This is a genomic window from Clostridium sp. MSTE9 (assembly GCF_000277625.1).
Classification (GTDB): domain Bacteria; phylum Bacillota; class Clostridia; order Oscillospirales; family Acutalibacteraceae; genus Faecalispora; species Faecalispora jeddahensis.
Genome location: NZ_AKFU01000032.1, coordinates 36,261 through 53,563, shown reverse-complemented (window position 1 = coordinate 53,563; position 17,303 = coordinate 36,261). Strand labels below are relative to the sequence as shown.

General features: G+C 51.4%; 18 protein-coding genes. 2 read left to right on the top strand and 16 right to left on the bottom strand.

Annotation, left to right across the window (positions count from 1 at the left end):
* Window positions 1-97: 97 nt before the first annotated feature.
* On the top strand, window positions 98-1,414 hold the full coding sequence (locus HMPREF1141_RS07025; RefSeq protein ID WP_009062679.1) for a pyrimidine-nucleoside phosphorylase: 1,317 nt from the start codon (window positions 98-100) through the stop codon (window positions 1,412-1,414).
* Window positions 1,415-1,565: 151 nt separating this feature from the next.
* Here HMPREF1141_RS07025 and HMPREF1141_RS07020 read toward each other — a convergent pair whose 3' ends face one another.
* The 8 genes from HMPREF1141_RS07020 to HMPREF1141_RS06985 all read right to left on the bottom strand — a co-directional run bounded on the left by HMPREF1141_RS07020 (window position 1,566) and on the right by HMPREF1141_RS06985 (window position 10,079).
* Window positions 1,566-2,372: an ABC transporter ATP-binding protein gene (locus HMPREF1141_RS07020; protein WP_009062556.1), complete on the bottom strand. Its 807-nt coding sequence runs from the start codon at window positions 2,370-2,372 to the stop codon at window positions 1,566-1,568.
* The gene (locus tag HMPREF1141_RS07015) at window positions 2,369-3,385 is read right to left on the bottom strand and encodes an iron ABC transporter permease (RefSeq protein WP_035316710.1); all 1,017 of its coding nucleotides are present in this window, start codon (window positions 3,383-3,385) and stop codon (window positions 2,369-2,371) included. Before HMPREF1141_RS07015 ends, HMPREF1141_RS07020 begins: the two co-directional genes overlap by 4 nt.
* Window positions 3,382-4,530 (bottom strand): ABC transporter substrate-binding protein, encoded by a 1,149-nt coding sequence (locus tag HMPREF1141_RS07010; RefSeq protein WP_009062530.1) that lies wholly within the window; start codon window positions 4,528-4,530, stop codon window positions 3,382-3,384. Before HMPREF1141_RS07010 ends, HMPREF1141_RS07015 begins: the two co-directional genes overlap by 4 nt.
* A gap of 107 nt (window positions 4,531-4,637) precedes the next feature.
* Window positions 4,638-5,789, bottom strand: coding sequence for a nitrogenase component 1 (locus tag HMPREF1141_RS07005; protein WP_009062783.1), 1,152 nt, complete (start codon window positions 5,787-5,789; stop codon window positions 4,638-4,640).
* Window positions 5,790-5,795: 6 nt separating this feature from the next.
* Entirely contained in the window at window positions 5,796-7,058 is a 1,263-nt protein-coding gene (locus HMPREF1141_RS07000; RefSeq protein WP_009062730.1) for a nitrogenase component 1, read from the bottom strand.
* The gene (locus tag HMPREF1141_RS06995) at window positions 7,051-7,809 is read right to left on the bottom strand and encodes a nitrogenase iron protein NifH (protein WP_009062805.1); all 759 of its coding nucleotides are present in this window, start codon (window positions 7,807-7,809) and stop codon (window positions 7,051-7,053) included. Before HMPREF1141_RS06995 ends, HMPREF1141_RS07000 begins: the two co-directional genes overlap by 8 nt.
* 254 nt (window positions 7,810-8,063) lie before the next feature.
* Window positions 8,064-8,603, bottom strand: a complete 540-nt coding sequence (locus tag HMPREF1141_RS06990; protein WP_009062594.1) for a methylated-DNA--[protein]-cysteine S-methyltransferase — start codon at window positions 8,601-8,603, stop codon at window positions 8,064-8,066.
* A gap of 15 nt (window positions 8,604-8,618) precedes the next feature.
* Window positions 8,619-10,079: an AlkA N-terminal domain-containing protein gene (locus HMPREF1141_RS06985; RefSeq protein WP_035316708.1), complete on the bottom strand. Its 1,461-nt coding sequence runs from the start codon at window positions 10,077-10,079 to the stop codon at window positions 8,619-8,621.
* 510 nt (window positions 10,080-10,589) lie between these two features.
* Between HMPREF1141_RS06985 and HMPREF1141_RS06980 the strand changes: the two genes are divergently transcribed.
* Window positions 10,590-11,333, top strand: coding sequence for a glucose 1-dehydrogenase (locus tag HMPREF1141_RS06980; protein WP_009062573.1), 744 nt, complete (start codon window positions 10,590-10,592; stop codon window positions 11,331-11,333).
* A gap of 186 nt (window positions 11,334-11,519) precedes the next feature.
* Here the strand turns inward: HMPREF1141_RS06980 and HMPREF1141_RS06975 are convergent, their stop codons facing one another.
* The 8 genes from HMPREF1141_RS06975 to HMPREF1141_RS06945 form a co-directional block, all read right to left on the bottom strand.
* The gene (locus HMPREF1141_RS06975) at window positions 11,520-12,164 is read right to left on the bottom strand and encodes a hypothetical protein (protein ID WP_009062578.1); all 645 of its coding nucleotides are present in this window, start codon (window positions 12,162-12,164) and stop codon (window positions 11,520-11,522) included.
* Window positions 12,165-12,401: 237 nt separating this feature from the next.
* Window positions 12,402-12,683: a hypothetical protein gene (locus HMPREF1141_RS06970; protein WP_009062811.1), complete on the bottom strand. Its 282-nt coding sequence runs from the start codon at window positions 12,681-12,683 to the stop codon at window positions 12,402-12,404.
* 144 nt (window positions 12,684-12,827) lie between these two features.
* Entirely contained in the window at window positions 12,828-13,160 is a 333-nt protein-coding gene (locus HMPREF1141_RS16875) for a hypothetical protein (RefSeq protein WP_051044285.1), read from the bottom strand.
* Window positions 13,161-13,312: 152 nt separating this feature from the next.
* Window positions 13,313-13,489, bottom strand: a complete 177-nt coding sequence (locus tag HMPREF1141_RS17510) for a hypothetical protein (RefSeq protein WP_009062833.1) — start codon at window positions 13,487-13,489, stop codon at window positions 13,313-13,315.
* A 325-nt stretch (window positions 13,490-13,814) separates the two neighbouring features.
* Window positions 13,815-14,402: a hypothetical protein gene (locus HMPREF1141_RS06960; RefSeq protein WP_009062671.1), complete on the bottom strand. Its 588-nt coding sequence runs from the start codon at window positions 14,400-14,402 to the stop codon at window positions 13,815-13,817.
* A gap of 345 nt (window positions 14,403-14,747) precedes the next feature.
* The gene (locus HMPREF1141_RS06955; protein WP_009062444.1) at window positions 14,748-15,350 is read right to left on the bottom strand and encodes a helix-turn-helix transcriptional regulator; all 603 of its coding nucleotides are present in this window, start codon (window positions 15,348-15,350) and stop codon (window positions 14,748-14,750) included.
* A gap of 230 nt (window positions 15,351-15,580) precedes the next feature.
* Window positions 15,581-16,726 carry an MFS transporter gene (locus tag HMPREF1141_RS06950; RefSeq protein ID WP_035316706.1) on the bottom strand — a complete coding sequence of 382 codons (1,146 nt, stop codon included), beginning with the start codon at window positions 16,724-16,726 and terminating at the stop codon, window positions 15,581-15,583.
* Window positions 16,716-17,165, bottom strand: a complete 450-nt coding sequence (locus HMPREF1141_RS06945; RefSeq protein WP_009062752.1) for a MarR family winged helix-turn-helix transcriptional regulator — start codon at window positions 17,163-17,165, stop codon at window positions 16,716-16,718. Before HMPREF1141_RS06945 ends, HMPREF1141_RS06950 begins: the two co-directional genes overlap by 11 nt.
* Between the last annotated feature and the right edge of the window lie 138 nt (window positions 17,166-17,303).

Here is a 17,303-nt window from a genome sequence, read left to right as displayed (position 1 = left end):
TTCGTGAGAAATCAGCATCAATATCGTGCTCCACTTTCAAAGTGATGCAGCGATCAGTCCGACGATTCGATTTGGAAAAGGGTGACCCACAGTGAGAATGTATGATATTATTGAGAAAAAGCGGGACGGCGGGGAACTGACCAGGGAAGAGATCGAGTTTTTCATCCGCGGCTATGTTTCCGGCGATATTCCGGATTATCAGGCCTCCGCGCTTTTGATGGCGATCTATTTTAAAGGGATGACCGAGGAGGAAACCGCCACGCTGACGATGAGCATGGCGAATTCCGGCGATACGGTCGATCTCTCTTCCATCCCGGGCATCAAGGTGGATAAGCACAGCACCGGCGGCGTTGGGGATAAAACCACGCTGGTCATCTCGCCGATCGTGGCGTCGCTCGGCGTTCCGGTTGCGAAAATGAGCGGACGGGGCCTTGGGCACACCGGGGGAACGGTCGACAAAATGGAGTCGATCCCCGGCATGCAGACCTTCCTTGACCGTGAGCGCTTTTTCGATATCGTCCGCAAGGTCGGCGTCAGCGTGATCGGTCAGTCGGGCAATCTGGTGCCCGCCGATAAAAAGCTGTATGCCCTGCGCGACGTTACCGCCACGGTAGACAGCATCCCGCTGATCGCCTCGAGCATCATGAGCAAGAAGATTGCGGCGGGCTCCGACTGCATCCTGCTGGATGTCAAGGAGGGCAGCGGCGCGTTCATGAAAACGGTGGACGATTCCATCCGACTGGCCGAAGCGATGGTCTCCATCGGCGAGCATGTTGGCCGTAGGACGGTCGCGCTGATCACCGACATGAGCCGCCCGCTCGGCAATGCCATCGGCAATTCGCTCGAAATCTGCGAGGTGTGCGATACGCTGAAGGGTCACGGCCCTACCGATCTGACGGCGATCTGCATTGAGCTGGCCGCCAACATGCTGTATCTGGCGGGCAAGGGCAGCATTGAGGAATGCAAGCGCATGGCACAGGGGCAGCTTCACAATGGCGAAGCCTATGAGCGCCTGAAAGAGATGGTGGCGGCGCAGGGCGGCGACATCGCTGTTCTGGACGACAACAGCAAATTCCAGCAGGCCAAGGTGCGCCACGAGGTTTACGCCCAGCAGGACGGCTGGTTCTACGCCATGGATACCGAGAAATGCGGAATTGCCTCTGTAGAGCTTGGGGCCGGGCGCGAGAAGAAGGATGACCCCATCGATTACAGTGCCGGAATCATCCTGAAAAAGAAGGTGGGCGACAAGGTGCAAAAGGGTGAGCCACTCGCCGTGTTTTACACGTCCGATCCCTCCCGCTGTGCACAGGCAGAGCGCCTGTTTGAAAGCGCCGTCACGATCCGTGACGGGGCGCCGGAAGAGATTCCGCTGATCTACGCGCGCGTTACGCGCGACGGTGTGGAGCGGTATTAACAGAGGCGGCCACGTGTAAAAAATCAATCTGGTCTGCAGGTGTTTGACAAGTTCATCATCAGATGATTTGCATTTGCACCTGGCAGCGCAAAAAAGGCTGAGAAACGAGATCTCGTTTCTCAGCCTTTTGCTGTGTTTAGAATATTTGGTTTCATTGTGCGGCCGCAGACCTTGAACTGATGGGAATCACACAGTGGAAGGCTTCGTTCTCCACCTCCACGCTGCGGATGCACACCCGAACCGAAAAGGCCCGGTTCAGGTTTTCCTCACTGATGACCTCGGTGCTTTCCCCGTAAACGCAGGTGCCGTCGCGGTTTAAAATCAGCGCGTCGTCTGCAATCTGCAGGGCGTGATCGGGGTAGTGTGTGTTGATCACGGCAGAAATCCCGCGCTGGCGCGACAGCTCCTGAATGCAGTTCAAAACGGTGAGCTGGTTTTTAAAGTCGAGATTCGATTCCGGCTCGTCTAAAATCAGCATGGCGGGGTTCGAGGTCATGGCGCGGGCAATCAGCACCATCTGCAGTTCACCGCCGCTCATTTCGTTGCACTGTTTGTCTTTCAGGCCGAGAATGCCGATCGATTCCATGCAGGCGAGTGCCAGCTTTTCATCCTCCGCGCTTGGCAGCTCGAACATCTTTAGGTGAGCCGACCGGCCCAGTGTGACCATTTCTTTCGCCGTGTAAGAAAATACGGAGGTTTTCGCCTGCGGGACATAGGCGATTTTCTGCCACAGCTCCCGTTCCGGTATTTGCCGCAGAGGGGTACCGTCCAGCAGGCTCTCGCCGCTGTTCCATTTCAGCATCCCCATCATGCAGCGCAGCAGAGTGGTTTTTCCCACTCCGTTTGAGCCGAGAATGCTCAGAACCTTGCCGCTTTCCACATGCAGGCAGATGTTTTGCAGCACCTGCCGTTCTGTACCGGGGTAACGGTAGCAGCCGTTTTTCACTTCAAAAGTCATAGCTGAGTTCCTCCCGTCTTTCTCAAAAGAACAATAAAGAACGGAGCGCCGATGACGGCGGTCAAAATAGAAATCGGAATTTCGGCCGCGGTGGCGCTGCGGGCCAGGGTGTCGATCACCACCAGAAAGATGGCGCCAAAGCTGATGCTGACCGGCACCACATTTTTATTGTTGCTGCCGAACAGCATTCTGGCAACGTGCGGAACAAGAAGCCCGACCCAGCCCACCTGCCCGCACATGGAAACACACGACGCGGTGACAAAGGTAGCGGCAAACATGATCATCAGCCGGATTCGCTTGACGTTGACGCCCAGAGAGCGGGCTTCGTCGTCGCTGAGCGCCATGATGTTCAGCCGCCAGCGCAAAAAGAAGATGACCAGCGTTCCCACAAGGATAAACGGCAGCCCCAGCATCAGGCTGGAATAGCTGATTCCCGTTAGACTGCCCATTAGCCAGTAGGTGATGCTCGGCAGAACATCCTGCGGGTCAGCCACGTATTTCACAAGAGATACCAGGGCCTGAAACAGCGACGAAACCACCATGCCGCTCAGCACGACCATGATGATCGTGCTTTTGCCCTTCTGGCGGCTGATGAGGGTGGTCAGTATGATCGCGCACATGCCGAAAACCAACGCAGAGATTTGAACCGCAAGCAGATTTTTCGAGAACATCAGGGCCAGCGCCGCGCCGAAGGAAGCGCCGCTCGCAACCCCGAGCGTATCCGGGGTCGCAAGCGGATTGGTGAACAGCCCCTGAAAGGCCGCGCCGGAAACAGCCAGTCCCGCGCCGATGAACATCGCCAGTATCACGCGCGGCAGGCGAACGCCGAACAGCACGGAAAGCTGTGTGGAGTCCATTTCCGCGGCAGTTCCTGTCAGGGGAGAGAACAGAACCCTCACGGTATCCGGAACGCTAATGTAATACCGCCCGATGCCAAGGCATATGACTGCAACCACAAAGGGAAACAGCAATAAAAGGAGTTTGCTGCGAATACTCAGCGTTGCCCTGCTCATTTCTTCAAACCGGAAGCCTCGCTGGAGGGATTGAAAATCTGCTGGAGCTCTTCGTCACTCAGATCGTAGCGATAGAATCTTTTATAGTACTCCTTGACTTCCTTCTCCATGTCGACATCCTTGAACAGCTCCGGCTGGTTTTTCGTGGCGAGCCACTTCATGGCCAAAGGCGTGTCGGAGGCCGGCGGGAACCAGCGGTACATGCCGAGCGGGAATTTGTAGACCTTTTTGTCCTGAACCGCCTTTACCTTGCTCCAGTCAAAGCCTTCGATGGAGTTGTTGTACAGGTCGTCGGGCTGGTAAGGGGAAAAGTTCGTGATGTAAATCATATCAGGGTTCCACTGATAGATCTGTTCCATATTGATTTCTGCCTGGCCCTTCAGGTCTTTTGCCACGTTTTCCGCGCCGGTGGTGTCAAGCCAGTACTGGCCGAAGAAATTGCTGCCAGAGGTTTTGATGGTGCCGTTGTCATAACGGAACAGAATCAGCACCTTCGGCTTTTGGATAGAGTCGCCAGCCGCCTTGATAACGCTGGTAACCTCGTCCTCCACCTGATAGCCGTAGTCCGCGATCTGTTTGGCTGTGTCGGCCTGGCCGAGCACCTCGCCGAGCAGCGTGACCCAGTTGTCGAAGGTTTCTACCGTGTTAAATTTGAATTTGCTGGTGCTGAAACCGACTGCGGGAATCCCGGCCTTGGTCAGCGCTTCGTAGTCCGCTGTGTTATCGGCGGAGTAGAATACAACGTCGGGCTTCAGCTTTAACACCTCTTCAATGTTGAGGTTGCCGTCCTTCAGAAAATCAGTGGTCGCATTCAGAATTTCAGGATGGATATTCGGCAGAATGGAGTTTTTCGCCGCCGCCATGGAGGAAGGGTCCATGCCGACCACCTTTTCCGCTGCGCCGTCGAACAGGGCCACAACAGAGGGGAGGGGCATGATGGAGGAAATGACGATGCGATTGACTTCAGCGGGAAGCTCGATCGCATTCCCCGCGTGGTCTGTCACCGTGCGGGTACCGCCTGTCTGTGCGGAGGAAACCGCCTCAGAGGAGGTCTGGTTTGCAGTGCCCGCGCAGCCCCCAAGGGCCGAGGTCAGCATAATTGCGCTGACTGCCGCAGAGAGGATTCTTTTTGAGAACTTGAACATGTTCTACCAACTTTCCTGACCGGTGCCTGCCTGAATGCAGAGTGAGGAAATGCGTTCAGGCCGTCGCCGGTTTCTTTTTTATTATAATAAACGCCTTTCGGCGATCATTATCGTATTTCAGCAAGGAACGCGTTGAACCGTTCCCCAATGCAGCTGACCGGCGGCATGCCGGACATTTTACTGGAGATGCAGTACGAGGGCAGATCGAAAAAATCCACCTCAGTTTCCGGATGAATCAGCATGCGCAGCATCGGGTCGCCAATAATCCTGCGGTATTTTCCGCAGTTGATGGCCTCTTCGATTTTCTGCTCGTCCTCTAAATTCAGGATGTTTGTTTCCGAGAGTTTGGATTCTGTGCCAAACAGACAGCCGCAGTCTGCGGTAAGGCCAAAGTCGGCTTCCAGCCCCAATTGAACGCTCCGGCAGAGGATTTCGTCCCCCAGCACGAGGATATCAGTTTCTCCGCCCGCTGCGCACGGAACCAGGGATTTCTGTTCGTTCAGGCAATTATGTACGGCTTCAAGCCAATTCTCCTGCGCTTTTCTCCCGATTGGGATTTGAACAAGGTAAGGGATGCCGAACCGCTGTTCCATAGAGCGGGCAGGCTGCAGGCCGGACTGCGAAACCACCAGATTCAGAGAAGCCTGTGCGGCATTTTGAATTGTCTCCATCGTCAGGCCGTCGCAAAAGCTGGAGACAAGCTCCAAACCATTCTGCGTAAGGGCTGCTTTGAGGTCGCTCGCCGCACTGCTCCCAAAATCCAGCGGGGTCAGTCCCAGCAGATTTACTCCATTCGGTATCTTCTGCTCCGGCATTCGAGTAAAGCGTTCCATCAGCGCAAGGCAGGCCTCTGCAATTCCGTCGGAATAATATCTGGTTCCGGTGGTGTCAAAGCCAAGGCACGGAATCCCGGTGCGTGCCTCAATATCGGCGGCAATTCCCTTCATGTCCGTGCCGATCACCATCGGAACCGGGCTGCCGATCAGCACGATCAGCTCCGGATTCAGGCTTTCGGTAGCGTCCAGAACCTTTTGGATCATTTTTTCATCGTCGCCCAGAATCGCATCGATTTCGCGCAGGCCGGAGCAGAAGATCGCGGTTTTCGATCCATACCAGCGCGGCTCGTCATACCCGGTATAATTGCCGGTGCAGCCGGAAGCGTCGTGGATCACCGCAACGCAGTTCAGATCAAAAATCGCAGAGCACACCCCCGAATAATCAGGTGAAAATGGGGGGAGCTTCACGCAGAGTTTACCCAATTCTGATTACACCACCAATCCATAGTCTTCAATCAGCACGCGCAGGTCAATCACAGTATCCGCGGCCTCTTCCATCAGCTCCATCAGCCTTCGGATGCCGTAATACCCGAACAGACCCTCGTCGGCAAATAAATCGACCACATGCTCAGAGCCGGAAATGTAAGCGGCATTCACGCCGATGGAAAGGCTGTCCGGAAAGCGCCTGTCGAATTTTACGATGTCGTTGTGCTCCGGCTGTAAAATCTCCACCGTGGGCATATGCTCCGTTACCCATTCAAAGGCTTCGCGGTCAGACGGAATAACCTCCTGCGCAAAGATTCTGTGAACGGTAAAGCCGTATTTGCCGAGCGCCTTTGCCAGACTGAACGGGCGCACCACGGCGGAGGAATCGAGAATCAAGGGCAGCTTGCCCAGCTTTTTTACCGTATGTTCAACGGCTTTTTCGGCAGCTTGTCTGTCCGTAGTCAGATCATAAGCGGCAGAGGTGTTTGGGCGAAGGAACTCGTGAATGCCCCGATATTGCTCAGCAACCATATCCAGATCGTAACTGACCGGGAAAAACCGGTAGGGGATTCCACAGCGCGCTTCCATTTCTTTTGCGGCCTTCATTCCGGGAGGCATTAATACCAGATTGGCGGAGCTTTTGGCCATTTCCTGCCACTTGTCAAAATCCTGATACTGGCTGACGTGACGCAGGCCGGAAACGCCCTCCTGCGCCAGCATTTTGTGCAGCTCGCATTCTGGGTCGACCGCAACCAGATTGCCGATGCTGTTGACCCCGCCGTCACGCTCAGGCTGTTTTGAGAGCAGGCTGTAAATCCTTTTTTGAATCCCGATCGGCGGCGGTTCGTCCGAACCAAGAGTGATCGGGTTCATGTGCGCCATGCGGAACTTGATATCGGGGTGGCGCAGCTCCAGCTCGGCTTCTGCTGCATCGCAGTCCGTGCCGATCAGGTCGTCCAGGCAGCTGACAAATACGAACATGGCGCGCGGGCGTTTTTTCAGCACGCGCAGCAGTTCCTCCACCGCGTTTAGAATCAGATCGTCGTACCCGTTGATGATGTCGCTCTGATCCACATAATAGTAAGAAATCCGGTCTTTCAGTCCCTGCTTGAGTGCGCCCAGCGCGCCGTGCCGGCCGCAGGCAAAGGGACAGATGAAAAGCTGGTAGCTTTCTGGGGCGAGCATCCCCATGCGGACAACACCCCATCCGCCGTGGGCAGGGGTGGCATAATGCAGCGTGGATTCAAAGCACCCGCAGCTATTCATGGCGGCACACCTCCATTACCTTTGAAGCAAGGTCTAAGTATTCCTTTGCCATTTCGCAGTCGGGGAACGCCTCAATCACTGTTTTTCCATCGTTTTCGGCACGCTGTACATCCGGGCTGCGCGGAACCACTTTTACAATGTCGGTTCCGATTTCCTGGGCCGCTTTCTGTACCAGCTCCAGCTCGTTTTCAATGTTCCGTGAATTGAGAATTATGCCGGAAAATTCCGCGTAACCGCGATTCCCGAAATTTTTGATCGCCTGCGAAATATTGCAGGCGGCATATAAAGACATCATTTCACCGGAGGTCACAATAAAAACGCGGTCTGCGTATCCGCCGCGGATGGGCATGGCAAAGCCGCCGCATACCACATCTCCCAGCACATCGTAGAAGACGATATCCGGCCGATACACCTCGTAGGCGTTCAGCTCCTCCAGCTTGTTGAAGGCCGTAATAATGCCGCGGCCCGCGCATCCGATGCCCGGAGTCGGCCCGCCGGATTCCACACAGATCACGTTGGAAAATCCGGAGAACGCAATGTCCTCCAGCTTCAGGCCATTCCCTTTTTCACGAATCTGATCAAGCACGGTAGGGATCCGGCGGCCTTTCATCAGGTTTTTCGTAGAGTCGGCCTTGGGGTCACACCCGATCTGCATGACCCGGTAGCCTTGCAGAGCCAGTGCGGCGGAAAGGTTCGAGGTTGTTGTGGATTTCCCGATTCCGCCCTTGCCATAAATGGCGATTTTATACAAGTCTGTCACATCCAATCCTGCACATCACTGGGTTAGTTAAAACTAACATTCGGACACAATAAAATGAAACTGTGTCCGCCCTCATAATCAGAATGGATAGAAGAAAATCAATTCAGATGAATTTTGTTAGCTATACCTAACTTTATAAATTAGCATAGCAAAGCGTTTTTTGAAAGTCAATGTCCAAATCAAATAAATTCCATTTTGACTATTTTTATCCAGATTTGGAGAGCGGATATTAGATAATATGATCATCAGAGCGCGCTTCCCTTGACAGGGATAAACAGCTTCGATAGATCTGCACCTTCGTGCTCCAGCAGCCGGATTTTTTTATCGATGCCGCCGGCGTAACCGGTCAGGCTGCCGTTTGACCCCACGACCCGGTGGCAGGGGATGATGATGGAGATGGGGTTGTGACCCACAGCTCCGCCGATTGCCTGCGCCGACATGTGCTTCTGATTCATCCGGGCCGCCACTTTTTTGGCAATCTCTCCATAAGTGGTGACTTCGCCATAGGGAATCTCGCAGAGAATTTCCCATACCGCTCTGCGGAAGTCGCTTCCGTTTGGGGCCAGGGACAGCTCGGCAATTGCGGGTTTTTGGCCGGAAAAATACTTGTCCAGCCATTCTTTTATGGCGGTGAAGATCGGCAGATCGGGGCTTTCGATCATGGCTTGCGCCACGCTGCCGCCAAAGTACTTTTGATCCTGTATCCACAGGCCGACAAGGCTGTTGCCGTCGCTTGCCAGCGTAATTGTTCCTACGGGTGATGAATGCTGTGTTGAATAAAACATATTTCCCTCCTGTTTTTAGAAAGAGTTCCATAGATTCACCGTCGCATAGCTGCGCCAGGGCCGCCACGTTTCAGCCAAATCCAATATTTCCTTTGATGTACGGGGGGCGAGTGCTTTTTGAATGCCGTAATCCGTGTGCGGGAAAGCGTCGGTCCATCCCATCGCGCGCATGGCAATGTACTGTGCCGTCCATGGCCCAATACCGGAAAGTTCCATCAGCTTTTGCAGCTCTGCTTCCGGCTGAGGGCAGAAGCTGAAATCGATGGTTCCCAGCACAAAGGCCCGCGCCAGCTCCAGAATCGTATTTGCCCGCGCTCCGGTAATTCCGAGCGGGCCGAGATGGTCGCCGATCGTTCCGTCAAAAGCAAGCATTGCTTCCGGTGAGGGAAAGGTATGAGTCAAGCCCTCAATACCGGTCTGAATGGAGGTGCCGTAAGCCGCCACAAGCCTTGCGGCTAACGTGCGCGCGCCTTTTACGGTAATCTGCTGCCCAAGCACTGCCCGCACAGTCATCTCGAAGGGGTCAAAGCTGCCGGGTACACGGGTGCCCCGAACGCAAAGGCCGGGACGGATCTGGTTCATGGAAGCAAGACCTTCGTAGACCGCATCCGGGTCACAGTATAAGTCGAACAGGTGACGAATCCGGGAAAGCACTTGTGGCAGCACAGGCAGCAGGGAATCGTTCAGTGAAACAGTCAGCACGTTTTTTTGCGGCTGATGGCCTATCCGCACCCAGCCATACACCTGCCGGTCACCGGTTTTCAGGCGCACGGTGCGCAGATACTCCCCGTTGCTGACGATTTCCACACCGGGGATCGCGCGCAGCGCCAGAAAGTCCAGTATCTGCTGCCACTGATAGGGTGGGCGGTACCCTAACGCTACGGTCACATCGCTGTGCGGTTCTTTTTTGCCCGCAGCCTGCCGGCGAAGTGCGGTAGGAGCAAGCCGGTAATGCTTTTGGAAAAGGTCATTAAAGCGCCGTAAACTGCCGAAGCCGGAGGCCATCGCAACGTCGATGACCGAAAGCTCTGTGTCCGTCAGCAGATTTTTAGCGAGCAGCAGTCGGCAGGTTTGCAGGTATTGAATGGGAGTGACATGGTATTCGGCCGCAAATGCCCGGCGCAGGTGGCGGTCTGTGCAGCCAAGCTGCCCGGCCAGCTCCGCCATGCTTTGCTCGCTCCCGCAGTTTTCTTCCAGCAGCCTGGCAGCCCGGTGCGCAAGAGAGGAAACGGCGTCCACACGAGCGCTGCCTGGGGCAAGCTCCGGGCGGCATAAAAGGCAGGGGCGAAAACCGGCCTGTTCCGCCGCGGCCGCGGTGGTATAAAAAGAGCAGTTTTCGGGCTTTGGCAGCTTTGCCCGGCACACCGGGCGGCAATAAATGCCCGTCGTGGATATTCCCACGAAAAAGCGTCCGTCAAATCGTGCATCTTTGGATTCAAATGCCGCATACCGAGCCCTGTCTTCAGCTGTCTGCATCATCACACCTCCTTTTGACTGGAATGAATATCATGAATTTGAAATTGCTCTTCAAAGAGCCTTGAAATCATCGCGATCACCAAGATGATTCAATGCTCTCTCAGGTGCCCAAAGCTTTGCTTTGGTTTGCACCGTGAGGTTATTATATCATCTATTTCTTCAAAAGCCAGCCATTTTCGGACATGCATATACAAAGATTTCGATTGTACCTCCGGCGTTCACAGCCCTGTGCAGGATACAGCCAGAGTGCACGATTTCAGTGAACTGCAGTATTAAGCCAAAAGCATTCCTGTTTTTACAAAATTTTAAAAAAATGATAAAGTGAAAAAGAGTAAGTTTGGTAAAATTAGGCAATATAAACAATGGCGAGGATCCAAAATTCTATCTTCTGAAAACGTTCCATATATTGAAATCCTTTTGAAAACAATATACTATAGTGAGTAAATGGATTGTTATAAAAATATCCATCACAGACTACCAAAATCATATCGAGATAAAGGAGAGAAGAAAATGGGCAGATTAGACGGAAAAGTAGCAATTATTACCGGAGCGACTTCAGGCATGGGCAGAGATACCGCTTATGTATTTGCAGAAGAGGGCGCGAAAGTCGTAATTACCGGAAGAGATGAAGCGAGAGCGAAAGAAGTCATAGAGACAATCAAAAAAAGCGGTGGAGAAGCATCCTATGTCATCGCTGACCTCTCCGACAGGCAGTCGTTGGATCAGATCGTGGACGAGACACTTGAAAAATATGGAACGGTGGACATATTATTCAATAACGCCGGGCTGCTCAGTATCAAGAGCTCCATCGATGTTCCCATTGAAGAATGGGATAAAATCATGCAGGTCAACCTGACGGCCGCTTTGCTTTTATCGAAGAAGGTTGCCCCCATCATGAAAGCGAAGGGACAAGGCTATATCATCAATACAGGGTCTATCGCGGGAACCTCGGCACGGTGGGGCGCGGCGGCCTATTGCACCTCTAAGCACGCGATGAACGGATTGACAAAAGCACTGGCCCGTGAATTGGGGCCGGAAATCCGGGTGAACGCCATTCTGCCCGGAGCAATTAGCACGGCGATGCTCGACAGCGCAGGCGGGGAAGCCGCTGTAGGAGGGATGAAAGAGATGTCCCCCCTGAAACGGATTGGTCAAGGCAGAGAAATCGGAACCGTGGCGCTGTTTTTTGCGACGGAGGATTCCTCCTTTGTCACAGGGCAGCTTTTGCGGGTTGACGGCGGAGTCGATTGCTGATGTAAACCACAAGAGCGGTATTTTATCCAAATCAAATGGTTCCGGCCGCTTTTTCAGGATGTTGAACTTTTCAGAATGACGGTGGAATCAAGATGAGAGGGGCCAACAAGAGAATTCTCTTGTTGGCCCTTGTGTTATTTGTGCTTCTGTAAACGGTTTAGCAGCAGTCGGCAAACGGCATTCCTTTCAGCTGTTCGGTTTATATGTGGATACGAGATAGAACAGCCGGTCTTTCACGATGTTCTTCACAGGGGTCGGCACTTTTTTACACTCTTCAATCGTATTGAGTACCACGTTTTTGACGCTGATGCGGGAATGCCCGACTTTTTTCATCGCTTCGATCGCGGTGACCTCTGAACGCGAGCTTCGAATCAGCGATTCCATCAATCTGGGAAAGGAATCGATGTATTCCTTCCGGATTCCATAATTCACATCAATGGCGACATAGTTCTGAAAGTTCAGAATTTTGCTTCCATTGGGGTTGCTCTGAAGAACGATCAATTCGATTTCGCCGGAGTATTTCCAGTTCAGCCGGCCTTCCAGATTGTTTTTAAAGTCGACAAAGGCTTTATCGCTGAAATACCAGTCGGCGCCGTACTTTCGGTCCAGCTTGCGATACCCGTTCGTCTTGGCCAGCTCCGAATCATTGGTGTATCCCACTGCGTAAATCGAGCAGAGCTTCCCGGAATTGTAATGGATATAATCAAATTCATCGATGATCTCTTTGGCGCCCTGCAGGCTCGGCCGGACAAACAGCAGGATCACGATGTGCTGTTCCCCAAGCTCGCGCTCTATTTTTTCGATCTGTTCATAGGTGTTGACTGCAAACATACGCTTCCTCCGACCAAGTATGTTTTTTGATGCCAGGGGCTTTGTTCCGCTTTGGAAAAACGGGGATTACCCAAATTGTACCATAGAAAGGCGGGCCTGTCACTTCATTTTGCTAGGGAGTAGCCCTGCGGGATTTGCGGCCCGAACCCGCACCGGGTTTGAGCCTCTCATCTGCCTAAGAGCGAATCAAAAGCCCCAAAACGAAGGTTTCGTTCCGGGGCTTTTCCTGAATCATTTCTATGCGACGCCCTGATAGATCAGCAGTTCCAGCAGAGAAGATAATACATTGCCCTGCGTGATCAATTCAAAGTTGGGCCCGTGCTCCTCGCGGTAAATGCGCAATGCCTGCAAAATAGCGATTTTGTTGTGCGGCTCCGGCTGAACCTTAACGGCATACTCCGCGCCATTGATGGTCATCGTGACGGTATAGCTTGCTTCCAGCGGTTCGGAACGGGCTTTTCTGATCAGGGAGCTGTGAAGGCTTTCAAACTGGTCTTTCTTTAGCTGCCGAATAATCATTTTGATACTTCCTTTCTGTATGTCGCCCGACATTGCTTGAAAGGAGTTGCAGTGTATGGTACAATATTTACACTGCATTTGCCCTTGGGCATTTGTCGGTTGGGGAAGTGGCGTGTTACTTTGCTGAGTGGGCGCCGCTTCCTTTCATTTTTTGAGGTCATCCTTCAACTTTTTAATCCCGCGCCGGGCAGCTTCCATTTTGTTGACGTTTTCCTGCTCACAGTAAGCGTCTAAAATCTGTTTGCACTCTTCGTCATACTTTACTGCCATTCGGTACAGCTTTGGATTATCTGTTTTGGGGCCTCTCTTTTTACCCGTTTCCAGTATAACACCTCCCAGTAGAATAGGGTTACCTTGATTATAAGGGCGGGTGACCCTATTTGTCAACTGTTTATTTGGAATATTTTGAAAAAAACAAAAATCCGAACTACTCGCTAAAGGGAGACCGTGTTGGAGAGTGATTTCTTTCGCTGCCAAATCATCCTCTTTCTCCTTCCTTTCTGTATGTCGTCCGACATTGCTTGAAAGGAGTTGCAGCGTATGGTACAATATTTACACTGCATTTGCCCTTGGGCAATTGTCGGTTGGGGAAGTGGCGGCTTGCTTTGTTGAGTGTGCGCCGCTTCCTTTCATTTTTTGAGGTCATCTTTTAACTTCTTAACCCCGCGCCTGACCGCTTCTGTTTTTGGAACATTCTCCTGTTCGCTGTAAATCTCGAGGATTTTGATACATTCATCGTCGAACTTAACGGTCATTTGATGCGCTTTGGGGTTGTCCGTTGGACGGCCCATCTTTTTTGTTCCCAAATTATCACCTCGCTTCGGGACTCCCTAAGTATAGCATTTGCGGAGTCCGAAAGTCAAGATGATAATAGGATAAATTTGGAAAAAAGAATCCCGTTTCTTCGTGGGTGATTCGGGCTTTATGTATTGTAAATTCATATGTGATATCTGCCGTTGAGAGGGATGGATATAGCACAAAAGACCGCCGATGAAATCGGCGGTCTTTTTCTTTGCTTGGGGTGGGGGAATAGGACTTGAAGAAATCCATTCAAGGTTTTCGGGCGACATCGACAGGGGCCAACGATCCCTTTTTGAAAAGACGGGTTAAAAATGGATCAACAGCCTTCTGTCATACCATCCCCAATTTTGACATGGCTTTGAAAAAGAGATCTGCTTCCCCGTTAGGATTGGCATTTCGTGTAGCTTGAATATCGTACCATGCATATTCAAGTCCATGCACAATAATCGGGATGCTTTTGCCAAATTTGTTTTTTAGAAACAGTTCTTCCTGCAGGCTTCTTGCTACATTGCTTACTATAGTCAGCAGCTCATAATGACCGACAGGCCCTTTTCCTATGTATTTAAAATCGGCGTCATAACAGTTTTCGTCTTCATATCCAATATTTTTAATACCATTTTCTTTATACCACTCAAATAAGATTTGGGCTCCTTGATTTTTTTCATAGGTGTCGATAATAGGGTGTTCGTTTTGGCGCCAAAAAGCATAATTCCATCTTTCTTCACTCAGTTCGTCTGCTTCTTCACAGTCGGCTTCGGTGTTGTAACTGATTACAAAATCGGTTACATTGGAATAACCGCCATATTCTTTCGCTTCATTGGATTCCACACAGAAAGAAATTGCATAGATGGATTGATCGTCCCAATCAGATAGAATGCTTTTCACTTGTTCGTAGAGGTACTTTTCTATATCAATCATTATGATCCCTCCGTAATATCAAGAAATAAACTGCCATTTTACAATACGGTATCACATCGTGTCAAAGGAAGTCAACTGCCAAACATTTGAAAAGTATCTGATTCGAGAGGCAGGGTTCAGCTATGGGCACGCTCAGCCCGCATTCCACAAATCCCTCCGTTTTTTCCTGTACGGTGGTTCCCGTTCGGTTTCTCCACATCTGTAGCAGGGTTCGACCCCTTTACCACGTGGGAGCAAATATCTTCACAAGCCCAGTAAACGCCGAACAACCGCCATTTCTGGCGGCTGTTCAAAGAAATTTGATTGTATTTACAGTAAGATCGATTGAAATTTGCAGCACGCCTGCTATTCTTTTTTGGCCTTCCTTTTCAGAATCACAAAGCTCAGTCCGGCCGTAATCAAATATACTGCTGCAAACACAACGCCGGTGGTGATCTCTGTCGGATACGGCGCGGCGATACTTCTGAAACAAACGGCGACAATCAGACTGAGCGGCATAAATACGGCCAGCAGAATATTCAGCCAATTTATCGCAAACGACGCTTTTGCGCCTGATAACAGCGTGCCGATGAAATATCCCGCCACGCCAACGGCCTGAATAATCATAGATCCCCAAATAATGTCCGCCGTCTGCTGTTCATACCAACCGCCGAACGCGCAAAACAGGCCGATCGCAAGAAAGGCAGTGGATGCGATGTACAGGATTTTGCTGGTTAAAACGGCGTGCGCTCCCTGGTCATTGACCGCCGGCTCGATGCCTCTAAGGATATAATCCGTCGTCACATCGAAATATTCACTCATAATGATGACCTTATCCAAATCGGGGACGCTCTGCTCGCTTTCCCATTTGGATACGGCCTGACGCGATACGCCAACCTTGTCTGCCAGCTCCTCCTGTGAGATTCCCTTTGCTTTTCTCAAGTTTTGAATTCTGTCCGCGATGTTCATGACTGACACCCCTTTCGTTTGGTAATGTCATTATAAGAAATCCGGCGGTTGCGCCGCCACCATCTGCACTTGGAGATCTGTCAACCGGTGGTTGCAACGGCGTTTTTATGCCGGATGATCATAAATCCCGGCTCAAAACTGCTCGACAAATTTTATTTTGTCCGTATCGTATGGTTATATTAAGCTGACATGTATCATCATACCATACGACCGGCTGCTCTACATTGCGATCATACGCTTTGCCCCCGCTTGAGCCTTGAAGTGACAAAATACAGAATGCCTGCCAGTACAGGGAATATTGCCGTAAAGCCAAACATCCCGCCATATCCAAAAATGGTAGAGATAAATCCGGCCAGAACTGCTCCGGCACCGATTCCACCGTCGAAGCCGGTAAAAAACGTCGCGTTGGCTGCGCCTGTTCTATCCTTGGGTACGTTTACAATCGCCATGGTCTGCAAACTTGCCTGTGCCGCACCGATCCCGATTCCATAGATTGATCCGCAAATCAAAAATAAGACAAGGCTGTTGCTCACAGAAAGCAAAATCAGGGCGGCAGGAACCAGGATAACCCCCGGCCAGATGCCTGCGCCAAATCCTTTGTTGTCAATCAGTTTCCCGAAAAGGGGGCGTGTCACCAGCATGGCAACGGCATATACCGTGAAGAACAGTCCAACGCCTTCAACGGATTTCTGCGCCGCATACAAAGCGATAAAGGTCAGAATCGCGCCATAGGTAATCGTGAAAAGCAGCATTATGGCGGACGGCAGGATGGACTCCTTTGCATAAGGGGCCATCCTTTTTTTCGGTTGCTCCGTCTGAGGCTTCTGGTATTTCATCAAGAAAGCCAGGATGAAAGCGACCGATAAAAAGGCCAATGCCAATAGAATATTATTCTGCATCCCCAGTGACAAGGCAACGGCAGGTGCTACCGCCATCGCAACGCTGCTGGCAAGACTGAAATAGCCCATGGATTCGGCGAAGCGGCTTTTTTCGATATTGTCGGTAGCGATCGTACTGCAAGCGGTATTCGATACCCCCCACATCATTCCGTGTACAAACCGGATAATGAAAATAATGCCAATAACAGGGAAGAACCTGTATGCAGCCGTTGTTAACAGCATACCGACAAGACCTGTAATAAAGATTCCCTTTCTTCCATACCGGTCAAGCGCAAGTCCTGCGAACGGCCGGATCAGCAAAGTGGCGATGGTCATAATCCCCTGCAGCCAACCCAGAAGATGGTCGGATGCGCCTAACGATTTCAAATAGGGAGGCAGCGCTGATGGAAAAAGCTGAAAAGCGAAAAACATAAAAAGGTTGGTAATGGTGATGATAGTGAAATTCCAGGTCCAGAGTTGCGATTTATTAATCTTCATTGCGGCCCCCTGCATATGATTCGTTATTTGCTACAAAATTGTTGAGGACCTTATTCATGAGGAACAAAAGCTGATCGCGTTCCGCTTCCGTCAATCCTCTCGCAGCCACACGTTGATTTTCCTCAAAAATCGCCTCAACAAAGGGGGCTTCTTTTCGTCCCTTGTCGGTCAGGAACAGATGGTCAACCCGTCCGTCCTTTTCATCCTTCTGCTTTGTTACATATCCTTTGCTGACCAGATTTTTGACGGCCTTGGCTGTCGTGGATTTGCTGATGTGCAGATGCTCACTCAACTGTTTCTGTGAAATCCCCTCATTCAGGGAAATCACAAGAAAAAAGTCGTATTGTCCATTTTTGATATCCAATCCAGACAGCTTATTACCCAGAAAAATCTGCATATTGCGGTAAATAGCTGCGTTAAGCTGCCCAATCTTGTGCATGCGCCCTCATTCTCCTCTAAATAGTTTCCCTTGCAACTATTATAGCGCGATTTAGTTTCTTGTGCAACTACTTTGTTCAAAATCTTCTCGGACGATTTGGCGCTTCAAGATCGGAAGGCAACGCAATCCATTCTTACG